Below are 22,196 nucleotides of genomic sequence, written 5' to 3' on the forward strand. Positions count from 1 at the left end.
CTCTCGATTAAAACAACGAGATGCTAACGCAGCAAGTTTATATCAGGTAGTATAAGAGCATCTCAAAGACAGTTATTAATAATTTATCCTTTTATTTATTGCATTACGCAAAACGAGTTGATGATTCATGGCAGAAGCACAGCTAAGTCTCAATCTGGACATTAAGCATGATGCAAGTCTAAGTGACTTTGCCGGTCCTGGTTGGATGTCGATTATTGATGCAGTGCGGCAACTACATGTCGGCCTGATCGGTCAGCTGTACCTATTTGGCAGTCCTGCTACGGGCAAGTCGCACTTATTATCTGCTATCTGTGAGTCATTTATTGAGATGGACAAGTCAGCGATTTGTTTGTCACTCAATGAGTTGATTCATACCGATGTGCACGTCCTCTCCTCTCTAGAAAACTTCGATCTAATCGCGATCGATGATTTAGAGGTGCTGGAGCAAAGCAGTCAATGGCAAGAAGCCTTATTTCATTTGATTAATCGCAGTCGTGAAGGTCAGCGTCAATTGTTGTTTGCAGCCAATAAGCCTGCTGGTGATTTGCCCTTTCAATTGAGGGATTTGCTGACTCGTTTGGCACAAGCACCTACGTTTAAAGTACCCAATGGTCATGACTTAGCTGATCGTCAGGCGTTATTACAATCTATCTTGCGTCGGCGTGGTTGGCAGTTTGATGATCGAATTATTGATTATTTGCTTACTGAAGGACCACATCGCATCGGTGCGATGATGGAAGTACTCAATTATATTCAGCCGATGTTTTCGAACCTTGGGCGTAGCAATATATCCAAAGCAGTCATCACTGACGCATTGCGTACCATTGATGAGCAGACACTAGCAGCAGAGCTTGCTGATATTGCGCAAGAGACACAAGTAGATAACGATTCAGCGGAACAAGATCAACATACGATGCCACTTGATTTTTAGCATTAACAACTAAAGTCTTTTATCCAAAGCGCTTTTACTATTGCCAAAACGTTTTCACTATTAATGGAATCACTTATGAAATCCAATGCTTCTTTGCTAAAAAAACTGACCATCAGCACGTTGCTTATTGGTGCAGGCTCTGTCTCTATGCTGTCGCATGCTGAAGTAACGCTACTGGTTGATGACCATATCAAAGTCACGGCTATCAATGGGCAAGAAGTGCAGCAGAGCGCTTTTCAACCATTGACTAAAAAGTTCACGCTTCAGCCGGGTCAACATGCGATTACTGCGAAGTATGATCGCTTATATGACTTGCGCCGTGATGAGCATGACTATTTACGTTCGGGTAATGTGAGCGTGACGGCAGAATTGGCGGACAATCAAACCTATCGTCTGACCATGCCGAATCAGCCAGAAGAGTATGCAGCAGCTAAAGAGTATGCCAAACGTCCGATACTGGCAGTAGAGAAAAACAATACTGTGGTTGCAAGTCAGCAAGGTATCGCTGGTAATCAAGGTGGCTTGTTGTCAGGTTTAGGCAAGGCGTTCGGCGGTGTGTTTGGCGGAGCAGGTGATGCAGAGCTACAGAATCAGCGTGCGATTGCCGCATTAGATCAACCAAGTGTGAATACGGGTACGATAGCGACTACTAAGCAAACCACTAGCGTTAATTCATCTGCTAATACCTTAGATCAATTTATGCAAATTTGGTTACAAGCCACGCCTGCTGAGCGCGAAAAAATGCGTCAATGGATGCAAAAGTAAGGTTTCATTAGCAACAGCAAGCACAAAAAAAGCACCTAAAGTAGGTGCTTTTTTATGATCTAGATTTTAGGGCGTGCCCTCAATTCAATCAATTACTCTCTAAATGGGCTAAAAATGGCTAAATTTTGTTAAACATCGTCAAATAGCTTATCAATATCTCGATATTAACAGCGCTATCTTCCTTGGTTAACTGCAATTTATCTCATTTTTATCACCATTTTTAAAATGAGGACACGCCCTAGTGATGTACTGTTTCATTAGCAATGATTAACCCAAAAAGGCGTTATACATCCAGATAAGCTTTTCTTGCTCTTGTACATAGGCATCTACGAGGTCAGCTGTCCCTTGATCTTCGCTGTCTGCTGCTAGAGCAGATACTTTACGCTGCTCTGTAATCAAAGCTTGTAAACCAGTTACCACACCTTTCACACAAGCATTGCCATCTTTGATATTTTTATCTTCTTGAATGCTAGTATGTTGAGTAAAATCGCTATAAGCATGCAGCGGTGTGCCGCCCAACGTTAAGATACGTTCAGCGATTTCATCAATTTGTAATTGTAGCGCGGTATACAGTTCTTCAAATTTTGGATGCAAGGTGAAAAAATGCTCGCCTTTTACATTCCAGTGATAGCCACGGACGTTTAAATAAAAGACGTGATAAGTTGATAATAAATTGTTTAGTTTTGCAATGACTTCGCTCATGTCAGCTTTTTCTAGACCGATTTGATTAGTAGCGTTACTCATAATATTATCCTTATAGTTTGAGTGTTGAGATAAAACATTAAATGAAGAAGATGAGAAGTGTAGCAACTCGTGTGCTGCATTACTATGCTCTTTAATATATTAACGCTTTTCAGCTTTAAAAAGTAACAATCTTAGAAAATAGTATGATAAAACTGCCATATAGAATGGCGTCAGCTTAAACTAAAATCATAACTATACATTCATGTAATTTAGAGCAATTACCACCTTTCTTCTGATGACTATTATAATAGCAGAGCGCCATCAATAAGTTAATTTCAATAAATTTATAATTATGATTGGTTTTGTAAAAAGTATTTTTTATTGATTATTTCTTTATCGCTCATATAATAAGCGATAAAGAAGTCTTCTACTATTTTATGCTGGCGGTTGTAAGTTTTCAGGGTTTAAACCTTTAACGGGGATAACTTCTTGCAAATGCTGACGTACCGTATCGATTGGAAACTTCTGTGCTTCTAAGCGCTTTGGCACAATTTGGCTGCCTTGTTGACCTTTCATCTCAAACATCATAAAGATATAGTCGTCCGTCTCATCCCAGCTTTTGACAGCTGACCATGGAATGACGGCTTGCTGGGTCGTGCCTGCTCGCATTTGCATGCCGCGCATTTGGTTGTTATTAAATGTGTCAGGCTGATTCACTGGCATCGCCATGACGAGGCCATGCTTTTGTACGCCCAATTTCATCTGACGCATCTCATCCGGCATTTCTTGATCGGCCACTTGCTTGTCAAACTCTCTTTTCACATACCATTTAAAGCCAAGGGTACGAACCAGTAAATAAATGACGACTGAAACTAGCATCAGCCAAAAGATAATGGTTGAGTAGCCTGTCACAAAAACCAACCCTGCGATCGCTAGTACCACGGTTACCGCCATAATGATCCATTCTTTCATTTTGATACTTTTTAGACCGAAAGAAGGGCTGGCACTAGCAAATAGCTCGTATTGTGCTTGGTGAAATTCTGCCTCAGTTAGGTTTAAGGCGACAGGTTGTAGCGTATAGGGGTACAAGGCCATAAAGGTTTCTCAAATACTTGTATTGAAAGTGTTGGGTTTAAATCGACAAAACGTAGCAGCTACGTCGTACTTGGCTAGAAGTCGAATAAAAGGTATGCGCTTATCTTACCGAAAAGTACCCCTAAATGAAACATATAAGCCGCTCTGTTCGTTGATAGAGGTGATATTAATGGTTTTAATAAAGATGGGCGAGGCTTATTGAGGTAAGCTGAACTTTGAGAGATGCATTTAAAGCAAATATAACTGGCTACGGATAATGAAAGTAATAAATGAAAATTCAATCAGCAGCGGTCAAAACATGGTCAAATCTGCTGTGTCTTGGTATTATAGCGGCTATCACTTATTTTGATAAAATCAGCACCTTTAAAAACAGTATCTTTAAAAATAACACTTTCGAACCTCTTCCTCACTTCTAGCGTTACAGGCAACTATTATGATTGATCCAAAACTCTTACGCGGCGATTTAAGCGATTTACAACAGCAACTGGCCACTCGTGGTTATGCACTTGACATAGATTTTTGGCAAACGGTTGAGTCAGAACGTAAATCTTTGCAGATCAAAACCGAAGAGTTGCAGTCGAGCCGTAATGCGGGTGCTAAGCAAGTGGGTGCTTTGAAAAAATCAGGCGAAGATGCCAGTGAGCTATTGGCTGAGATGCAGAATGTCAGTGGTGAGATTAAAACAGCCGAAGACGAGCTGCGCACTCTACAAGAGCGTATCAACAAAGCTGCTATGCAAATTCCAAATATTCCAGCAGCCGATGTGCCAGTGGGTACGTCAGAAGATGATAACGTAGAAGTGCGCAAGTGGGGCACGCCTCGTACGTTTGATTTTGAAATTCAAGATCACACTTATATTGGCGAGACACTTGGTATGCTCGACTTTGAAGCCGCGACTAAGCTGACTGGCAGCCGCTTTAATGTACTAAAAGGACAGTTGGCGCAAATGCATCGCGCACTGATTCAATTTATGCTCAATACCCATACTATGAAGTACGGCTATCTTGAAACGTACGTGCCTTATATTGTGAATTCAGACAGTCTCAAAGGTACAGGACAGCTGCCTAAGTTTGAAGATGATTTATTCAAGCTCAAAAATCACACAAACAATGAAGACATGGACTTTTATCTCATTCCTACGGCCGAAGTGCCAATGACCAACTTGGTACGCGGCGAGCGTTTAGATATTAGCGAGCTGCCACTTAAGTTTACTGCGCACACGCCTTGTTTCCGTAGTGAAGCGGGCTCTCATGGTCGTGATACTCGTGGTCTAATCCGTCAGCATCAGTTTGAAAAAGTTGAAATGGTCAATATTGCCACGGCTGAGCAGTCTGATGAGTTACTAGAGGCAATGACAGGGCAGGCCGAATACATCTTGCAGCAATTGAACCTACCATACCGCACGGTGCAACTATGTACTGGCGATATGGGCTTTGCCGCGCAAAAGACTTATGACATCGAAGTCTGGTTACCGAGCCAAGACACCTATCGTGAAATCTCAAGCTGCTCTAACTGTGGTGACTTCCAAGCGCGCCGTATGGGCACACGTGTCAAAGATGGTAAGCAAACCAGTTTGGCACACACGCTAAATGGTTCAGGCTTGGCAGTGGGTCGTACACTATTGGCAGTCATGGAAAACCATCAAAATGCTGATGGTAGTATCACCATTCCAGAAGTATTGCGTCCGTTTATGGGCGGTGCTGAGACTATTTCAGTTTAATAAATGATCTGTAGGTAATGAGCTGCTTGCCGTTTAGGTCGCTCGCCGCTTGTTACTTATCACTTAAATCAAAACCTATCACTGCTTATGGTTTAACAAAACTGATGTGAGTCATTGCTAAATATAAACGGTCTTGTCACCGCATTCTTAGCTAGCCCTATAGCAAATATGTTAATATTGCACTTTGATTTTATAGTCTATAACTTAGGGACGCATTTGTCGTCCTTATGCTTATACTCCTTTGAGTAAACTCTCCTCTTAGCCCAATACTAGGACACTCTATGCCAGCTCCAATTAGCGAACGTAAATTAGCCAATGCCATCCGTGTACTGTCGTTTGATGCGGTTCAAAAAGCCAACTCTGGACATCCAGGCGCGCCAATGGGTATGGCCGATATTGCCGAAGTTTTGTGGCGCAAGTTTTTGAAGCACAACCCAACCGATCCACAGTGGCACAACCGTGATCGCTTTGTCTTATCGAACGGTCATGGCTCAATGCTTATTTACTCATTGCTACATTTATCTGGTTATGATGTCAGCGTTGATGATCTGAAAGGTTTCCGTCAATTGCATTCGAAAACCCCAGGTCACCCTGAGCTTGGCTATACACCTGGTGTCGAAACGACCACTGGTCCACTAGGACAAGGTATTGCTAATGCTGTTGGTTTTGCTATCGCTGAAAAAACCTTAGCCGCACAGTTCAATCGTGATGGCCACAACATCGTTGACCACAATACCTATGCATTCTTAGGCGATGGTTGCTTGATGGAAGGTATCAGTCATGAAGTTTGCTCATTGGCTGGCACGTTAGGTCTTGGTAAGTTAGTCTTCTTCTATGATGACAATGGTATTTCAATCGATGGTAATGTCGAAGGCTGGTTCACTGATGATACGCAAGCGCGTTTTGAGTCATACGGCTGGCAAGTTATCAAAGTCGATGGTCATGATGCCGATGCGATCACTCAAGCAACTGAACAAGCGCTTAAAGAGACTACTAAACCAAGTCTTCTGATTTGCAAAACCACGATTGGTGCTGGTAGCCCGAACAAACAAGGTCTAGCAGCCAGTCATGGTGCGCCGCTTGGCGATGACGAAATCGCTTTGACTCGTGATGCGTTGTCTTGGAAGCATGCTCCATTTGAATTAGCTGATGAAATCTATGAAGCGTGGGATGCCAAAGCGAAAGGCGACGTACAGCAGAAAAACTGGGATGCGGACTTTGACGCTTATAAGAAAGTCTATCCTGAACTGGCATCTGAGCTATTGCGCCGTCTAAATGGTGACTTGCCTGCTGACTTTGATAGCCAAGCAAAAGCCTACATTCAGCAAACGCAAGAAGCGGGTGGCGATGTCGCCAGTCGTAAAGCCAGTCAAAATGCTATCAATACCTTACAGCCATTATTACCAGAATTGCTAGGTGGTTCAGCGGATCTCGCTGGCTCAAACCTAACACTATTCAAAGGCGCAAAAGGCATCGAAAAAGACGCTGACGGCAACTATATCTATTATGGCGTACGTGAGTTCGGTATGACCGCGATTGCCAATGGTATCGCATTGCATGGCGGCTTTATCCCTTACGTAGCCACCTTCCTGATGTTTATGGAATACGCACGTAACGCGGTACGCATGGGCGCATTGATGAAGCAGCGCGTCATCCATGTCTATACGCATGACTCTATCGGTTTGGGTGAAGATGGCCCAACGCATCAGCCAGTTGAGCAATTGACTAGCCTACGCACCACGCCAAATCTACGTACATGGCGTCCTTGTGATGCGACTGAATCTGCAAGTGCTTGGGTTGAGGCCATTAAGTCTGAAAATAACCCATCAGCATTGATCTTTAGTCGTCAAAGCTTGCCACATCAAACACGTGATGCTGAGCAAGTCGCAAACATCACTAAAGGTGGTTATGTATTGGCGAAAGAGCAGGGCGAGCTAAAAGCAATCATCATCGCGACTGGTTCAGAAGTTGGTCTAGCGATGGAAGCATATGAAACGCTGAGCGCAAATGGTGTTGGCGTTCGTGTAGTTTCTATGCCATGTGCTGAGATTTTCGTTGAGCAAGATGCTAGCTATCGCGAAGCGGTATTGCCTGCCAATATTCGCGCTCGCGTAGCTGTAGAAGCCGCGCATGTGGATTACTGGTATAAGTTCGTTGGTCTAGATGGCAAAGTCATTGGCATGACTACCTATGGCGAATCTGCTCCTGCAGATCAGTTATACAAAGAGTTTGGTATTACGACTGACGCTGTGGTTGAAGCAGTAAATAGTTTGGTGTAATAAACCTAACTTAGTCAGTATTTAAAAAAAGAGCTGCCGGAGAAATCTGGTGGCTCTTTTTATTGGCTAAATAATCAGTGTATTCATAGTGGTATTTAGTCCATAATTAAAAAAAACAGAGTACGGACTAATTATGAACTGGGATTTGTTGAGTATTTTTATCACGGTCGGCTTGGCGCATTTTCTTGCACTATTGAGTCCTGGACCGGATTTTGTATTGATCGTAAAGAGTGCGATTAAGAACGACAGTAAAGACGCAATAGGGGTTGCGCTCGGTATCACCTTTGCTAATGCTGTGTACATTGGTCTATGTCTAATTGGCGTTGGCTCAATTTTAGCCGCCTCTGCACCTATTATGATTACGCTAAAAATCATTGGTGGGTTGTTTTTAATGTATCTTGGTATACAGGCGTTACGCGCACGAAAAGATGCGTATGACCAATTTCAGGTAGCCCAATCAGCCCATTCAAATATACCTAAGACAACTTTTTTAAAAGAATTTACTGCAGGGTTTTTGTCTGGAATATTTAATCCTAAAAATCTACTCTTTTATCTCAGTTTATTCACTGTAGTGTTGACACCAGAAATAAGTTTTGTGTTCAAATTGGGCTTAGGTATTTGGATGACTGTTGTGGTATTCGCGTGGGACACTGCTGTCATATTTCTATTGTCGACTCGCAAAGTACGCGCTAAATTTACCCAAGTTGCTTATTACATCGATAAAGTTACAGGGGCGTTGCTTGGCGTCATTGGTTTAACTATCGTCAGAACAGCAATTGTAGATCGGTAATTTTAATCAAAAGTAATTAGTATATTGATATTGAACGTTATTTATTTTTTCATAACCGCTTTCAAGAAAAAAACCATGTCCCTCAAATCCACTTTCAAAGGCTTTCTAGGCGAGACCGTCATCAACGTCGCCATGTGGCTAAAGCTTGAAAAAGATGTTTATAACCGATTAAACGGTATTACTTTGCCACGAGCTAATGGCGGCAGTACCCAAATCGACCATATTATCGTCTCTATATACGGCATCTTTGTCATCGAAACCAAAAACTATAAGGGCTGGATATATGGTAGCGAAAAGCAAAAGCAGTGGACACAAGCTTTCCCGAATGGAAGTAAATTCAAATTCCAGAACCCATTGCGCCAAAACTACTTGCACATTAAGACGCTTGCAGATTTATTAGGCTTGGAGCTGAGCTATTTCCATTCGATGATTGCTTTCATCGGTGAGTGTGAGTTAAAGACCCGTGATGAGTTACCTGAGCACGTATTGACGAGTGGAATGGTGTCTTATGTGAAGAAAAAGCAGGATGAGATACTGACTGAAGACGAGGTCAAGTCTATCGTTGAGCAGATTAATAGCAACAGATTTAGCAAATCTTGGCGCACCAATAGAGAGCATAAAGCCTATCTAAAAGACAAGCATAGCAATCCAAGCAAGAATACAAACAAGAATACAAACAAGAATACAAACAAGAATACAAACAAGCAGCCTAGCGGTAACGCCAATGATAAACCAGTTGCTAAAATGGTCAATAAACCAATATCTGAGCTGATAGTAAAAGAGTCTGCTAAACGAGCCACGCTGAAAAGTAGAGAAGTGCTGCGATGGTCGGGTCAGACTGAGATTGAATCTAGCGAGTTACTAACTGACAGTCTGAATATTCAGCAGACAAATACACCATATGATATGGACAATAAAGCGTTCCTTACACCGTTTGAAGTTGTAGAGCCTGAGTTATCGGGCAATGATTTTAAAACGGCTGAATGTGAGACTATCACGTCTAATAGCACCAATCTTAAAGCTGTTGAGCAAATCAATCATACAGCTATCACAGAGCAAGTACCTGCCTGTCCAAGATGTCAGGCAGCAATGGTAAAACGTGTTGCAAAAAAAGGCCAGCACCAAGGGAAAGACTTTTTTGGTTGTAGTCAATTTCCTAAATGTTGGGGCGTAGTGAATGTTGATTAGCGGTATTCTATATAATCCATACTCTATATAAGCCGTATTACATACAACTACTTGAGCTAAGCACAACTGGCAATTAACCAATCAGCAACTGCTCTCACTCGTGCAGAGCGTCTGACATCTGGATGCATCACAAGATAGAGAGGGTAGTCTTGAGTGAGTGGAATGCTGGTATTTGAGATTGAATCCTGATTGTCTGATGTGAATGATGAAGCGTGGTTTTTCGCTAATATGTGTGGCGTTCGAGCTGTCAGCGCTACTCGATTAATTGGATCAACTGCCGTTAGCTCTGAGTATTGGTGAGCCAAAAACTCTGGCAGTAACGCGATACCTATTTTTTTACGAGCAGCATGACAGGCCATATATAAATCATTAGTGTTAAATGCAACCGTATAGGCATGCTGTTTCACTAAAGCCTGTGACCAAATCAGTACTCTAGCATTAGCTTGAAACTCTATTAATTGCCATCGATCAGAATGGGTGTTTTTGAGGTATTCATTATTAGCAAAGAAACCGTATCTTGTGGACCCAATAATACGAGCAACCAGATCTTCCTGTGTGGGACAACGCGTTCTTATAGCGATGTCTGCTTCTCTGTGATGTAAATTGCTCAAGCCAACTTCACCGCTCAACGCGACTAATATATCTGGGAACTGCTGGCGAAACTCAGTCAGAGCCGTTATCAGCACTTCATTTGCCCAGACAGGTGGTGCCGATATAACAACTTTGCCCTGCATCGCGTTCTGATCAATTGCCATTCTCTCAAATACGGCTATCTCTTTTTTCACCTCAATGGCTTGGCTGTAGAGCGTCGACCCTTCTGGCGTCAGTGCATAGCGTTTGCCTAGCCGATCAAACAGATTTACCGATAATGTTTGCTCAAGATGATCAATTCGCCTCGCAACCGTACTGTGTTGTACCCCCAGCTCTTCAGCGCAAGCAGTCAGAGTCTGTTTTTCCACCAAGCAAACAAAGTAAGCCAAATCATCCCACTGCATCTCAAAACTACCGTTTAGTATGAGTGTTCAGTTTAGCAAACTTCATTGAGTATTTTTGCACAGTGATTGCCTATCTATCATCTGTTTATCTTTACGCCACTATATTAGACTCGTTATCTACTTTATAAAATATTGAGAGACGTATGCAATCATCATCAAACACCCAAACACTCGATCAATTTATAGCACACATCTTTATGGGTGAATATGAGCAAGCCATGCAGCGATGTGATGAAAACGTTAAATTCGTGGTTTTTCGAGAGAATACAGACAGTCAGGTGCCTATTTATGGGACGCACAGTGGCAAAGATGAAGGTGTTGATTTTTTTAAAAATCTTGCGAAAATGTTCGAGTTTGGCGATTTTATAATGGAGGAGTCTATCGTCGCTGATAATTATGTGATCAGATTTGGCAAGCTTGCTCACACAGTCAAACACACGGGGAAAGTATTTAATAGCCTGTGGTCAATGATTGTCTGTTTTAATGATGCTGGCGAGATTGAACTATACCGCATGCATGAGGACACGGCGGCTTTAGAAGCTGCTATGCAAATCTCAAGATAAAAGGTAAATGAAAGGTTGAAACTGCTTGAGGCTATGATGAATCAGATGAAGCGAAAGAGTTATAAGTTCCGCATTGTTAATACTGCAATTATGGCAGTCTTATTATCAGGGATGATGACAATTTATATCACCTTTATCAACCTTGGTATGGTGGATAGGTTTGTTTATTACTGGTTTAAGGCTTGGATGCTGGCTGCGCCTGTCGCCTTTGTTTGCGTCATGATAATAGCCAATCCGGTGCAGAAATTGACTAAAAGTCTGCTAGACTCATAATTCATTAGAACACTATTACTCAGGACGCTTAAATTTATTGCCACGATTGCTGTTGAAACAAGTTTTATCAGTGAGCTAGGAGTATCTTACAAACTAACGGCTACTTCATAATAAAAGCGACATCAAAATCGTGCGTTGGCATAAAGTTAGTCTCTTTAATCTCAAACGTCGTCGCGCTTACCTTTTTGACTTTACCCTTTCCTTTCCAGCAAAACGACACTAATTCATTAGGATCGCGTTCTACGGTAAGTTTGAAATTAGCGATAGGTTTTGCCCAATTAGCACCTGTGGTCAAGATATAGCTTAAGGCATGATAAGGGCGACTACCATTCTTGTGAAATCCTCTTTGAGTTGAAGCATCTACGCAAAAATTTGGGAATCCTTCTTGACCTAGATGAACTGAGCCACCTACAAGCGGTGTATATGAATGCTTGATTTTGGTCGTCGCATTGGCTTTGAATTTTTGCTCCCAACTATAGATAACCTGCGAATCCCAAGGTATATAAAGACTTTCTCTATCATAGATGAATCTATCTAGTGCCTTATTATTACAATCTAAAAGCTGTTGATTGACATATTCAGTGTCAACTTGATACGTCCAAGGTCCCATCATATCAGCCTCGTTAAGACCACAGGATTTAAATATTTCAGTCGTATCAATAGAGGTGTCTGCATAGGTTCTATCGCCATCTTTGAAGACTATTGGGTACATAAAAGTGCGAACATGTAGTTCTGGATCAATGGGTTTGCCATTGACCCAAAGTTTAAAATTATTATAAGTTTCGCTAGTATCAGCAAAATCTGAGCCTGTAAAACTAGGAACAGCGGGCATAGGAAATAAAACGGTTTCGGTAATATCCTTATTGCTTAAGTTTTTAAACTCATAATTGACGCGGATTTTATCTTTGGAGATATATAAGTCTTCACTGTGCATGCTGATATTTTTATTTTTAAGATATTCAACACCGCCTGTACCTATGTAGCCAGTAGAGTCGTTTGCTTGGGCAGCAGTCATTGCTAGCAGCACAGTGTAAGCTAATGTACCGCTAAACATCAGATGGCGCTTATCCATATATTTCTTCTAAACGTAAACAAGCCACCAATCGACCGTCCCACTCGCGCAGTTGCGGCTCTATCTCGCTACATTGCTGCTTGGCATATGGGCAGCGTTTGTGCAGGGCGCAGCCACTTGGTGGATTGAGCGGGCTTGGTAGCTCACCTTGTAGCGTTAAATCGTTCTTATGACCATTTACCGTTGGTGCCGCAGCCAATAGGGCGATGGTATATGGGTGTTTTGGCGCATTATAAATCGCTTCTTTAGGACCGTGTTCGACAGCCTGACCTAAATACATCACCATCACATCATCAGCCACATGACGCACGACTGACAAGTTATGCGAGATAAAGACGTAAGCAGTACGATACTCGTCCTGCAAGTCCATAAACAGATTCAAGACTTGCGCTTGAATCGATACATCGAGCGCGGAAGTTGGCTCATCAGCGACGACAATTTTAGGGTTGAGCATCATGGCGCGGGCGAGGGCAATACGTTGGCGCTGACCTCCAGAAAACATATGCGGATAACGGCCAGCGTGTTCGGGACGCAGACCGACATTTCGCATCATCTCGTTGATTTTGTCACGCTTTTCATCTTTGGACAGTTTGGTATGAATATCTAATGGTTCCGTCAACTGATAACCGATAGTATGGCGTGGATTGAGGCTGCCATAAGGGTTTTGAAACACCATTTGAATTTCGGTACGCAGCTCTTTTAGCGCTTTTCTGCTATAGCCGGTAGTGCCTTCATCATTGATAAATAGCTCGCCATGAGTAGGTTCTTCGATGAGTGTTAGCTGGCGGGCAAGAGTAGATTTACCGCAGCCTGATTCACCGACGACGGCCAGTGTCTTGCCAGCCTCAAGCTCAAACGACACACCATTCAATGCTTTAACGTAAGCTTTTGCTTTACCCAACCCTTGCGATACTGGGTAGTGTTTATGTAGATTGTCTGCTTTCAGGACCACTTTATTACTCATACTTGTGACTCCAAGGTAGCAGCGTGAGAGGTAGATGAATTAGAAGGCAAGCTCGGCAACTCTGGATGAATACAGCGCACCTTGCCATTGGGCGTATCCAATATGGGCGGTGGCACTTCACAAGCCGATTCTTTGTACGGGCAGCGAGGAGACAATAAGCAACCGCTTGGGCGATCGTATTGGCTAGGCACGACTCCGGGTAAACTGTTCAATCTATCTTGACCGATAGCTAGCTCTGGGATTGCTTGTAGCAATGCCTCGGTATAAGGGTGAGCAGGCTTTTGGAAAATATCCGGCACGGTACTGGTTTCGACCACTTGTCCGGCATACATGACTGCGACATCACGCGAGTTTTGCGCGACCAAACCCAAGTCGTGGGTAATCAGTATCATCGCCATTTGTTTTTCGCGTTGCAATCGGCTTAGCAAGTCCATGATTTGCGCTTGTACCGTGACATCCAGTGCAGTGGTTGGCTCATCTGCGATCAGAAGCTTTGGCTCACAAGCAATTGCCATCGCAATCATGACCCGCTGACTCATACCGCCTGATAACTGATGTGGATAAACCTTGAGTCGATTTTTGGCATCGGGCATCTCGACCAGCTCTAACAGCTCTAAGATACGTGTCTGTACGGCTGAACCACTCAAACCAAGATGCTTGCGTAAGACTTCGCCCAGTTGCATCTCAACCGTAAAGCTTGGATTTAAGCAAGACATGGCATTTTGAAAGATCATTGAGATATCTTTGCCAATGATGCCGCGTTTTTCTTTGGCTGACATACTGAGCATATCTTTATCATCGAACATAACGCGCTTGGAACGGACAGTTGCAGAGGGTGGTAGTAGCCCCATCAGTGCCATCATAGTGACCGACTTACCCGAGCCAGATTCACCCACGACTGCGATGACTTCGCCTTGTGTAATCTTTAACGACACATCATCGACTGCACGAAAAGCGCGCACACCTTGCCCGAAAGTCACTGAAAGATTTTCAATATCTAGCAACAATGGTGATTCTTTTTTTGATGCGTCATTCATAGAAGTGTGAGTGGTAGGCGTTTTAATTAATGCTTCAGTCATCTTAGGTCACCTGCTTTAATTTGGGATCTAGCGCATCGCGCAGGCCATCACCAGTCAAGTTAATCGACAATGCGGCTAAGAAAATGGCGACACCGGGCCAAATAGCGAGCCAAACATTACTTTGAATATACTGACGTGCTGTACCGAGCATCGCGCCCCATTCTGCATCGGGTGGCTGTACACCAAAGCCTAAGAAACCAATTGCGCCTGCTTCCAAAATAGCTGAGGAAAAAATCATCGTCGCCTGCACGATGAGCGGTGCCATACAGTTGGGCAAAATAGTGATAAATAACAATCTAAGCACACCAGCGCCCATCACTTGTGAAGCGATAAAATACTCACGCTGTAGCTCTACCATCGCAGTTGCGCGCGTCAGCCGAATAAAAGGTGGCGTACAGACCAAGGCGATCGTAATAATCGTATTGGTCATAGAAGGACCTAGGATGGCGGCGATAATGATCGCCAATAGTAAGCTCGGATAAGACATCAAAATATCATTGACCAGCATGACCGCTTTGCCCCAAACCTTGGGCCAAAATGCAGCACTAAGTCCCAATGAAACACCGACTAACATGGCAAGAGTCGTCGCGCTCAGACCGATAAATAGAGAATAACGCGCGCCATACATCACCCGAGACAAGGTGTCTCGTCCAGCATCATCCGTGCCTAGCCAAAACATGGTATTGCCGCCATCCAGAAAGGCAGGCGGCAACTGCTCTTGACCAGTAAATAACTCGTAAGGGTCATGGGGCGCAATGGCAGGCGCAAGGATGGCAATAATGACCATCAATGCTAGTACAATAAAACCAAGCACCGCGCCTTTATTTCGGCAAAACGTCGATAAAAATAGCTGCCAAGATGACGGCGGTGTGGCGGCCATAAGATTGACATCAGAGGGAAGAACAGAAGGCTTCATGAGCAGTTCCTATAGTGGCTAGCGCGTTGAAAGTATGTCAGTCTCGTTTTTAGCAAGCATTTAAAATGTGCTAAAACTCACTCAAGACCATACAAACACCAATAACCACTATTTATAATATGAGTATTTATCAATGTTAAATTAAGAAGTATGTCGAATACGCGGATTGATAAGACCATACAAAATATCAATAAATAAACTAACTAAAATCAGGGCGGTGGCGACCAATAAAATACCGTTTTGCACAATAGGATAATCACGAGTGAAAAACCCATCGAGCAGCCAATTACCAACACCTGGCCAACTAAAGATAGTCTCAGTGATAATAGCCCCCGCGAGCAAGGTCGCCATCTGTAAACCAATCACAGTCACCACAGTGATTAAGGCATTACGCATGACGTGTACCAATATCACACGGCGCGGCGATAGGCCTTTGGCGCGCGCTGTACGCACGTAGTCCTCATCTAACACCTCTAGCATCGCCGAGCGTGTCATGCGTGCAATCATCGCGAGTGGTATGGTCGATAAGGCAATAGACGGTAGGATAAAGTGTTTTACCACGTCCCAAAACGCGCCAGGTTCTCCTGATGTTAAAGAGCCCAATAACCATGATCCATATAAAGGTTTGACGTCTAAAAACTGCGCGACAGATATGACACCAGCGACGGGCAACAGGCCGAGATAATGGGCGAATATACCAGTCAGGATAGGCCCCAATAAATAGATGGGCATAGAGTAGCCAGCCAGCGCTCCTGACATTAAAGTGTAGTCAATCCATGTACCACGTCGTAGCGCGGCAAAGATACCTAAGCTCACACCGACAATACTGGCAATGACAATGGCACATAAAGCCAGCTCTAAGGTTGGTACAAAATGAGCAAAGAAGTCTTGTAATACCGGAGTACGAGTACGAAAGGATTGACCAAAATCACCGGTCAATATTCCAGTTAAGTAATCCCAATATTGGACAATGAGGGGTTTGTCTAAGCCAAGTCTTTCTAACGCTCGAGCATGTAGCTCTGGATCGACCATACGCTCACCCATCATAATCTCGACGGCATCTCCAGGGACGAGCCGAATTAGGGTGAATGTCGATAGCGTTAAGCCAAGATAGACAGGAATTAGAATGGCAATGCGCCGCAAAATATAAAGTAGCATGGGCTGCTCAATTCAATAGTTGTGGTTCAATCGTTTGAGATCGATGAGTAGAATGTTGGCAGAGATGAGAGAGTCGGTGACAAAATGCTTAATAAGGCGCTTAACTCATATAAATACGGCTGGAGCAGAGTGTCTGACCCAGCCGAATATAAATTAAACAATTATGCATGTCTTACCGGACGTCATCAGCTCAGGTTATTCAACCTTTACACCATCGAAGCGTATTGAGCCAAGCGGACTAATTTTATAATCGACGACGTTTGGTGCGGTGAATACCGTGACCACCGAATGTGCCATCGTCGTCCAAGGCAATTGCTCTTTGAATATCTGCTGAGCTTGTACATAATCGCTGACGCGCTCATCTTGATTGGTAATCTGACGGGCGTTAGTCACCAAAGTGTCAAAGTCTTTATTACACCAGCGTGAGTAGTTATTGCCACCGACCGCATCACAAGATAGCAACGTACCAAGCCAGTTATCAGGATCCCCATTGTCACCAGTCCAGCCCGCTAGAATGACATCAGGCTCACCTTTAGCAGCGCGGTTTAGATACTCGCCCCATTCATAGGTCACAAGCTTGGTATCGACACCAATTTTCGCCCAATCTGCTTGTAGCATTTCAGCCATGAGTTTGGCATTAGGATTGTATGGGCGTTGCACGGGCATATACCATAGATTAATGGCAAGTTTGTCCGCGCCTGCTTCTTTGATAAGGGACTTGGCTTTTTCCACATCATAAGGCGCATCTTTGATAGATTTGTCGTAACCCCATTGTGTGGGCGGCATAGGATTGGTGGCTTTTAATCCTTCGCTTTGATAAACCGCATTGATAATGGCATCTTTATTGATGGCCATATCTAATGCTTGGCGAACTTTAAGGTCGCTAAGCTTTGGTTTTTCAACGTTATAGCCGACATAGCCGACGTTAAAGCCGGGTTGATCGAGAACGGTGGCCTTACCAGATTTTTTGACAGAGTCAATTTCGGCAGGTTTTGGATAAGCGGACACATGACATTCACCTGCTTGCACTTTTTGCGCACGCACTGCTGAATCTTTGGTGATGACAAAGACTAGATTATCGATATGAATATCATCTTTGTTCCAGTAGTCTGGATTTTTGGTATAACGAATTTGCGCGTCTTTTTGATAAGAAGTAAAGACGAAAGGTCCTGTACCAACGGGTTTGGTGTTGATATCAGCAGCATTACCAGAAGCCATTAACTTTTCTGCATACTCAGCAGAATCGATATAAGCGAATGGCATCGCTAGGTTCTGTAAAAATGGCGCATTGGTTTCGCTTAGGGTGATTTTGACGGTATTGTCATCAACCTTTTCGATATTGGAGATAATATCAGGTAGCCCCATACCGACCGAATAAGGGAACTCAGCAGGATAGGCTTTATTAAATTCAAACTCTGGATTGGTGATACGCTCTAGAGTAAAGACAATGTCATCTGCGTTAAAATCACGGGTTGGGGTAAAGTAATCGGTCTTACCATATTTAACCCCTTTACGTAGGTTAAAGGTATAAGTCTTGCCGTCTTCACTAATATCCCAGCTTTCGGCTAAGGCTGGCTGAATCTCAGTACCATCTCTTTTGAATTCCACTAAGCCGTTGTAGATGGGAAAGGCGCTCGCATCAAAATCGGTACCTGCAGTGTATTGTGCTGGATCGAATCCAGCCGGACTACCTTCTGAGCAATAAAGTAAGGTTTTGGCTGCTTTAGCATCTGAGCTGGCAGCAGATTCATCGGTGGTTTTGTTGTCGCCGCTACAGGCACTGATGCCTAGAATAACTGTCGCCAACATCGTCAGTTTGAAGAGTGATTTTTGCATTATTACATCCTATGTAATGATAAATAGTCGCCAATATATTTATAAGATCGTTTTTGAACTATAAATATAATGAGCGTGCTTTTAATTCCCTTTAAAGCAATTGTTTATATCGTGTTTCTAATATGCAAAATAAAAAATATTTTAGGTTGTATTAACCATTATTCAGATTTGCAAAAAATACCGATATAAATAAGTGGTTTAAATATACTCTGTTCAACAGTGGTAATGCAAGACATCCGTAAGCTAATTTGATAGAAAACGTCCTGTTTTACTATCTTTATTGCCGAATTTGTTAGAGTCTCTCCTTATTTTAGAAATGCTGATAAAAATAACCACGAAAAAATATGGGTTGAACTTTGATACAATCTGCTTATTTTCATTTTATTGAATATAAAGTTTTAGTAAATAAGTTTCTTAAATAAAAATACTAATTATAAGACGCATATCTTCCCATGTTTTATGGCGTGATATCATTCGATATGACCGTGATTTGCTTTGATAAGGTCTGCGAGTTTTTCAGCAATCATAATCGTTGGCGCATTGGTGTTACCGCTGATTAAAGTCGGCATGATTGAGGCATCGATGACCCTTAAGCCATTTACGCCGCGTACTTTTAATTGCAAATCGACGACTGAATTGCTGTCTGAGCCCATACGGCAAGTGCCGACAGGATGATAAATGGTATCTGACTTGTTGCGGATATAGCCGAGCATACCGTCTTTTTCGATATAGGGGGCAGGGTAGTCTTCAGTAATATATTTGGCAATGGGGGATTCTTGCATGATGGCGCGCGTACGCTCCGCGCCTGCAATCATATATTCCACATCTTTTGGGTGCGAGAGGTAGTTTGGATCAATCAATACCGCGTCTGAGGGGTCGGCGGAGTCCAGTCTGACCGTACCGCGGCTTTCAGGGCGTAGGTAGCAACTGTGACAAGAGACCGCAAAGCCACGTCTAAGATCACGACCGTGCTCAATCACGCGGGATATGACAAAGTGCAGTTGGGTATTTGGCCACTCTTTTGGATCATCACCGACACTAAAGAACGCGCCCGCTTCAGCATAGTTGGTAGACAAGAGGCCTGTACCATCCTTTCTCCACTGCCGAATACTTTTGGTCAATGTCGAAATTGTCGCCATACCAATACCGATGACGTCAGTGGTATTGACCTCGTAATCAAAAACGACATCTAAGTGATCTTGTAGATTACCACCAACATCGGGCGCATCTACCACGACGTCTATGCCATGCGATTGTAGATGCTCAGCAGGTCCAATGCCTGACAACATCAGGACTTTGGGTGAGCCAAAAGTGCCCCCAGATAATATCACTTCATGACGCGCCATAACCGCATGCTCGACGCCATCTTTTTCATAAGCGACACCAACGGCTTGTTTGTCTTCGAAGATGACGCGGTTGGCTTGGGCGTGGGTGATGACGGTCAGATTTGATCGGTTTTGTACTGGATGTAGATAAGCCGCTGCCGCAGAGCAGCGTTGACCTTGTTTTTCGCCATGAAAGTGGGTGACTTGATATAGCCCTGTACCGTCTTGCTTTTGGCCATTAAAATCTTGATTATGATCTAAACCATTGGTGATGGCGGCTTCTACGAATGCTTTGGAGATATCACGCGGACTCAGTAAGTCGCTGACATGCAGTGGTCCGCTATCACCATGCAGCTTATCACCCCCATGGATATTGTTTTCTGCTTTGATAAAGTAGGGCAGTACATCATCAAATCCCCAGCCTTCGCAGCCTTGCTCAACCCAACGTTCATAATCGAGCGCACTACCACGCGTATAAATCATGGCATTAATCGCAGATGAGCCACCTAAGCATTGCCCGCGTGGTTGAAAGCCGCGGCGATTGTTCAAGTGCATCTGCGGCGTGGTATGAAAGCACCAATTATTCAGTTTCAGCGGCTTGCCTGGCACCATCAAAATCAGTCCGGCAGGGACACGGACAGCAAGGTCTTTGCCTTCACCGCCATATTCTAATAAGCAGACACTAATGTCTGAGTTTTCTGTTAATCGGCTAGCAAGTACGCAGCCAGCTGAACCACCACCAACGATGACGTAATCAAATTTTTTATCAAATTCCATTTTACATTCCTTCTAGCATCCATGCTGAGTAAAACGTGCTCGTTAAAGCGCGTTTATTGAAATAGGGTACGCATTACAGTATCTATTATTTTGCTTGAATAATAAAATAAAAATGACTAAGGGGTGTTTATCGATCAACATATGGCATGGCAAAACAATACTAGGTCGTTAAAACGCTGGTGGATGCTATTTAAACTTATACAGCACATATCTCTGAACGTACGATAAAGCGCTTACCTTCTGGTATTTCAAGCGAAAAACTGGCTCCGCGTCCATCGACCACATCTATTGTTAGATCGGTATGTTGCCAGAGCTTATGCTGAGCTTTACCCATATAAAATGGACAGCCAACCAGCTCACCGATGAGTACGTCTTGTCCGCCTACTTTAAATTCGCCCAATGGATAACACATGGGTGAACTGCCATCGCAGCAGCCGCCTGATTGATGAAACATCAGCTCACCGTGCTTAGATTTTAGTAAGTCGATTAATGCTTTGCAGGACTCTGTCGCTGTGACGTTCATAATGATTTCCTTATCGTTAGACCCGAACGGATGTCCTTCATAATCATACTGAGTAGAAAATAAAGGGTCGCATCATATTCACTCACATGATTTATCATATGTGGTTGAAAACGATACGACCCTTTACTGATGATTACTCTAGCCAGTCATTGAGACGGTGTTACGAGTCTCAAAATGTCATAAAACATGTGGCTACATAATTGTTGCTACAGACTATAGTCAATGACAATGCGACCTTCGATTTTGCCATCACGCATACGATCAAAGATATTATTGATATTTTCTAGTGGCTCAGCGGCAACGGTGGCTTTTACTTTGCCTGCTGCTGCCATGTCTAGCGACTCTTGCAAGTCGAGACGCGTACCAACGATTGAGCCACGAATGGTAATACCGTTTAAAACAGTATCAAAAATGGATACTGGGAATTCGCCCGTTGGTAGACCATTACAGACCAAAGTACCACCGCGTCGTAACATGCCTAATGCTTGATCAAAGGCTTTTGAAGATACTGCTGTCACGAGCGCACCGTGAGCACCGCCGATTTCTTTTTGTAGATATTCAGCAGGGTCAGTATTTTTCGCATTGACAGTGACTTTGGCACCCAGTTTTTTAGCGAATGCCAGTTTTTCATCATCAATATCCACAGCAGCAACGTTCAATCCCATCGCAATGGCATACTGAACTGCCATATGTCCCAGTCCACCGATGCCTGAAATGACAACCCAATCGCCTGGCTTGGTATCGGTCATTTTGAGACCTTTATAGACCGTGACACCTGCACATAACACTGGTGCAATTTCAATAGAGTCAACGCTTTCAGGGATGATACCGACATAGTTGGCATCTGCTAGTACATATTCTGCAAAGCTGCCGTTTACAGAGTAACCAGAGTTTTGTTGGCTTTCGCATAAAGTTTCCCAACCACCTAAGCAATGGGTACAGTGTCCACAAGCAGAGTAGAGCCAAGGAATACCGACTCGGTCGCCTTCTTTGACATGGTGGACATTTTCACCAACGGCGGTGATAAGACCAACGCCTTCGTGACCTGGGATAAACGGTGGGCTAGGTTTCACTGGCCAATCGCCCTCAATGGCATGCAAATCGGTATGACAGACACCTGATGCCTGCATTTTTACAACGATTTGACCAGCACCTGCGGTTGGAATATCTACTTCTTCAATTTCTAAGGGTTGTCCGAATTCATGCAGCACGGCCGCTTTCATTTTATTACTCACGTTGTAACTCCTTGTCATCGTTCTTTAC

At 43.5% G+C, this 22,196-nt stretch carries 20 protein-coding genes; 8 read left to right on the plus strand and 12 right to left on the minus strand.

Annotated features, from left to right (window positions below):
- Positions 1 to 127: 127 nt before the first annotated feature.
- Positions 128 to 931, plus strand: a complete 804-nt coding sequence (gene hda / locus JMW94_RS01405; RefSeq protein ID WP_060491634.1) for a DnaA regulatory inactivator Hda — start codon at positions 128 to 130, stop codon at positions 929 to 931.
- A 75-nt stretch (positions 932 to 1,006) separates the two neighbouring features.
- Positions 1,007 to 1,696, plus strand: a complete 690-nt coding sequence (locus tag JMW94_RS01410) for a DUF2057 family protein (RefSeq protein ID WP_201600048.1) — start codon at positions 1,007 to 1,009, stop codon at positions 1,694 to 1,696.
- Positions 1,697 to 1,963: 267 nt separating this feature from the next.
- Here the strand turns inward: JMW94_RS01410 and JMW94_RS01415 are convergent, their stop codons facing one another.
- Together JMW94_RS01415 and JMW94_RS01420 are read right to left on the minus strand one after the other, a co-directional pair.
- Positions 1,964 to 2,440, minus strand: a complete 477-nt coding sequence (locus JMW94_RS01415) for a Dps family protein (protein WP_201600050.1) — start codon at positions 2,438 to 2,440, stop codon at positions 1,964 to 1,966.
- 375 nt (positions 2,441 to 2,815) lie between these two features.
- Positions 2,816 to 3,475: a YcxB family protein gene (locus JMW94_RS01420; protein ID WP_055125130.1), complete on the minus strand. Its 660-nt coding sequence runs from the start codon at positions 3,473 to 3,475 to the stop codon at positions 2,816 to 2,818.
- A 433-nt stretch (positions 3,476 to 3,908) separates the two neighbouring features.
- On the opposite strand from JMW94_RS01420, the gene serS reads away from it, so the two are divergent.
- The 4 genes from serS to JMW94_RS01440 all read left to right on the plus strand — a co-directional run bounded on the left by serS (position 3,909) and on the right by JMW94_RS01440 (position 9,452).
- A complete protein-coding gene (gene serS / locus JMW94_RS01425) occupies positions 3,909 to 5,195 on the plus strand; it encodes a serine--tRNA ligase (RefSeq protein ID WP_201600052.1) in 1,287 nt (428 codons plus the stop codon).
- Positions 5,196 to 5,476: 281 nt separating this feature from the next.
- Positions 5,477 to 7,474: a transketolase gene (tkt, locus tag JMW94_RS01430; protein WP_201600055.1), complete on the plus strand. Its 1,998-nt coding sequence runs from the start codon at positions 5,477 to 5,479 to the stop codon at positions 7,472 to 7,474.
- Positions 7,475 to 7,607: 133 nt separating this feature from the next.
- Positions 7,608 to 8,264, plus strand: coding sequence for a LysE family translocator (locus tag JMW94_RS01435; protein ID WP_055125127.1), 657 nt, complete (start codon positions 7,608 to 7,610; stop codon positions 8,262 to 8,264).
- Positions 8,265 to 8,339: 75 nt separating this feature from the next.
- Positions 8,340 to 9,452, plus strand: a complete 1,113-nt coding sequence (locus JMW94_RS01440) for a nuclease-related domain-containing protein (protein ID WP_201600057.1) — start codon at positions 8,340 to 8,342, stop codon at positions 9,450 to 9,452.
- Between the two features lie 56 nt (positions 9,453 to 9,508).
- Here the strand turns inward: JMW94_RS01440 and JMW94_RS01445 are convergent, their stop codons facing one another.
- Entirely contained in the window at positions 9,509 to 10,447 is a 939-nt protein-coding gene (locus tag JMW94_RS01445; protein WP_201600059.1) for a LysR family transcriptional regulator, read from the minus strand.
- Positions 10,448 to 10,590: 143 nt separating this feature from the next.
- On the opposite strand from JMW94_RS01445, the gene JMW94_RS01450 reads away from it, so the two are divergent.
- A complete protein-coding gene (locus JMW94_RS01450) occupies positions 10,591 to 11,010 on the plus strand; it encodes a nuclear transport factor 2 family protein (RefSeq protein WP_201600062.1) in 420 nt (139 codons plus the stop codon).
- Between the two features lie 45 nt (positions 11,011 to 11,055).
- Positions 11,056 to 11,283, plus strand: a complete 228-nt coding sequence (locus tag JMW94_RS01455) for a DUF2798 domain-containing protein (RefSeq protein ID WP_045453341.1) — start codon at positions 11,056 to 11,058, stop codon at positions 11,281 to 11,283.
- 100 nt (positions 11,284 to 11,383) lie between these two features.
- Here the strand turns inward: JMW94_RS01455 and JMW94_RS01460 are convergent, their stop codons facing one another.
- From JMW94_RS01460 to adhP, 9 genes are all read right to left on the minus strand, one after another.
- Complete coding sequence (locus JMW94_RS01460) at positions 11,384 to 12,355, minus strand: DUF4424 family protein (RefSeq protein WP_201600064.1); 972 nt, start codon at positions 12,353 to 12,355, stop codon at positions 11,384 to 11,386.
- Entirely contained in the window at positions 12,348 to 13,319 is a 972-nt protein-coding gene (locus JMW94_RS01465; RefSeq protein ID WP_201600067.1) for a peptide ABC transporter ATP-binding protein, read from the minus strand. Before JMW94_RS01465 ends, JMW94_RS01460 begins: the two co-directional genes overlap by 8 nt.
- Positions 13,316 to 14,398, minus strand: a complete 1,083-nt coding sequence (locus JMW94_RS01470) for an ABC transporter ATP-binding protein (RefSeq protein ID WP_265088295.1) — start codon at positions 14,396 to 14,398, stop codon at positions 13,316 to 13,318. Before JMW94_RS01470 ends, JMW94_RS01465 begins: the two co-directional genes overlap by 4 nt.
- 1 nt (position 14,399) lies before the next feature.
- On the minus strand, positions 14,400 to 15,314 hold the full coding sequence (locus tag JMW94_RS01475) for an ABC transporter permease (RefSeq protein WP_087814459.1): 915 nt from the start codon (positions 15,312 to 15,314) through the stop codon (positions 14,400 to 14,402).
- Positions 15,315 to 15,455: 141 nt separating this feature from the next.
- A complete protein-coding gene (locus tag JMW94_RS01480) occupies positions 15,456 to 16,472 on the minus strand; it encodes an ABC transporter permease (protein WP_201600069.1) in 1,017 nt (338 codons plus the stop codon).
- 195 nt (positions 16,473 to 16,667) lie between these two features.
- Entirely contained in the window at positions 16,668 to 18,308 is a 1,641-nt protein-coding gene (locus JMW94_RS01485) for an ABC transporter substrate-binding protein (protein WP_201600072.1), read from the minus strand.
- Positions 18,309 to 18,778: 470 nt separating this feature from the next.
- On the minus strand, positions 18,779 to 20,410 hold the full coding sequence (locus tag JMW94_RS01490) for a GMC family oxidoreductase (protein ID WP_201600075.1): 1,632 nt from the start codon (positions 20,408 to 20,410) through the stop codon (positions 18,779 to 18,781).
- Between the two features lie 196 nt (positions 20,411 to 20,606).
- The gene (locus tag JMW94_RS01495; protein ID WP_060491624.1) at positions 20,607 to 20,933 is read right to left on the minus strand and encodes a DUF779 domain-containing protein; all 327 of its coding nucleotides are present in this window, start codon (positions 20,931 to 20,933) and stop codon (positions 20,607 to 20,609) included.
- 206 nt (positions 20,934 to 21,139) lie between these two features.
- On the minus strand, positions 21,140 to 22,168 hold the full coding sequence (adhP, locus tag JMW94_RS01500; RefSeq protein ID WP_201600090.1) for an alcohol dehydrogenase AdhP: 1,029 nt from the start codon (positions 22,166 to 22,168) through the stop codon (positions 21,140 to 21,142).
- Positions 22,169 to 22,196: the final 28 nt, after the last annotated feature.

This window comes from Psychrobacter immobilis (genome assembly GCF_904846185.1).
Classification (GTDB): domain Bacteria; phylum Pseudomonadota; class Gammaproteobacteria; order Pseudomonadales; family Moraxellaceae; genus Psychrobacter; species Psychrobacter immobilis_B.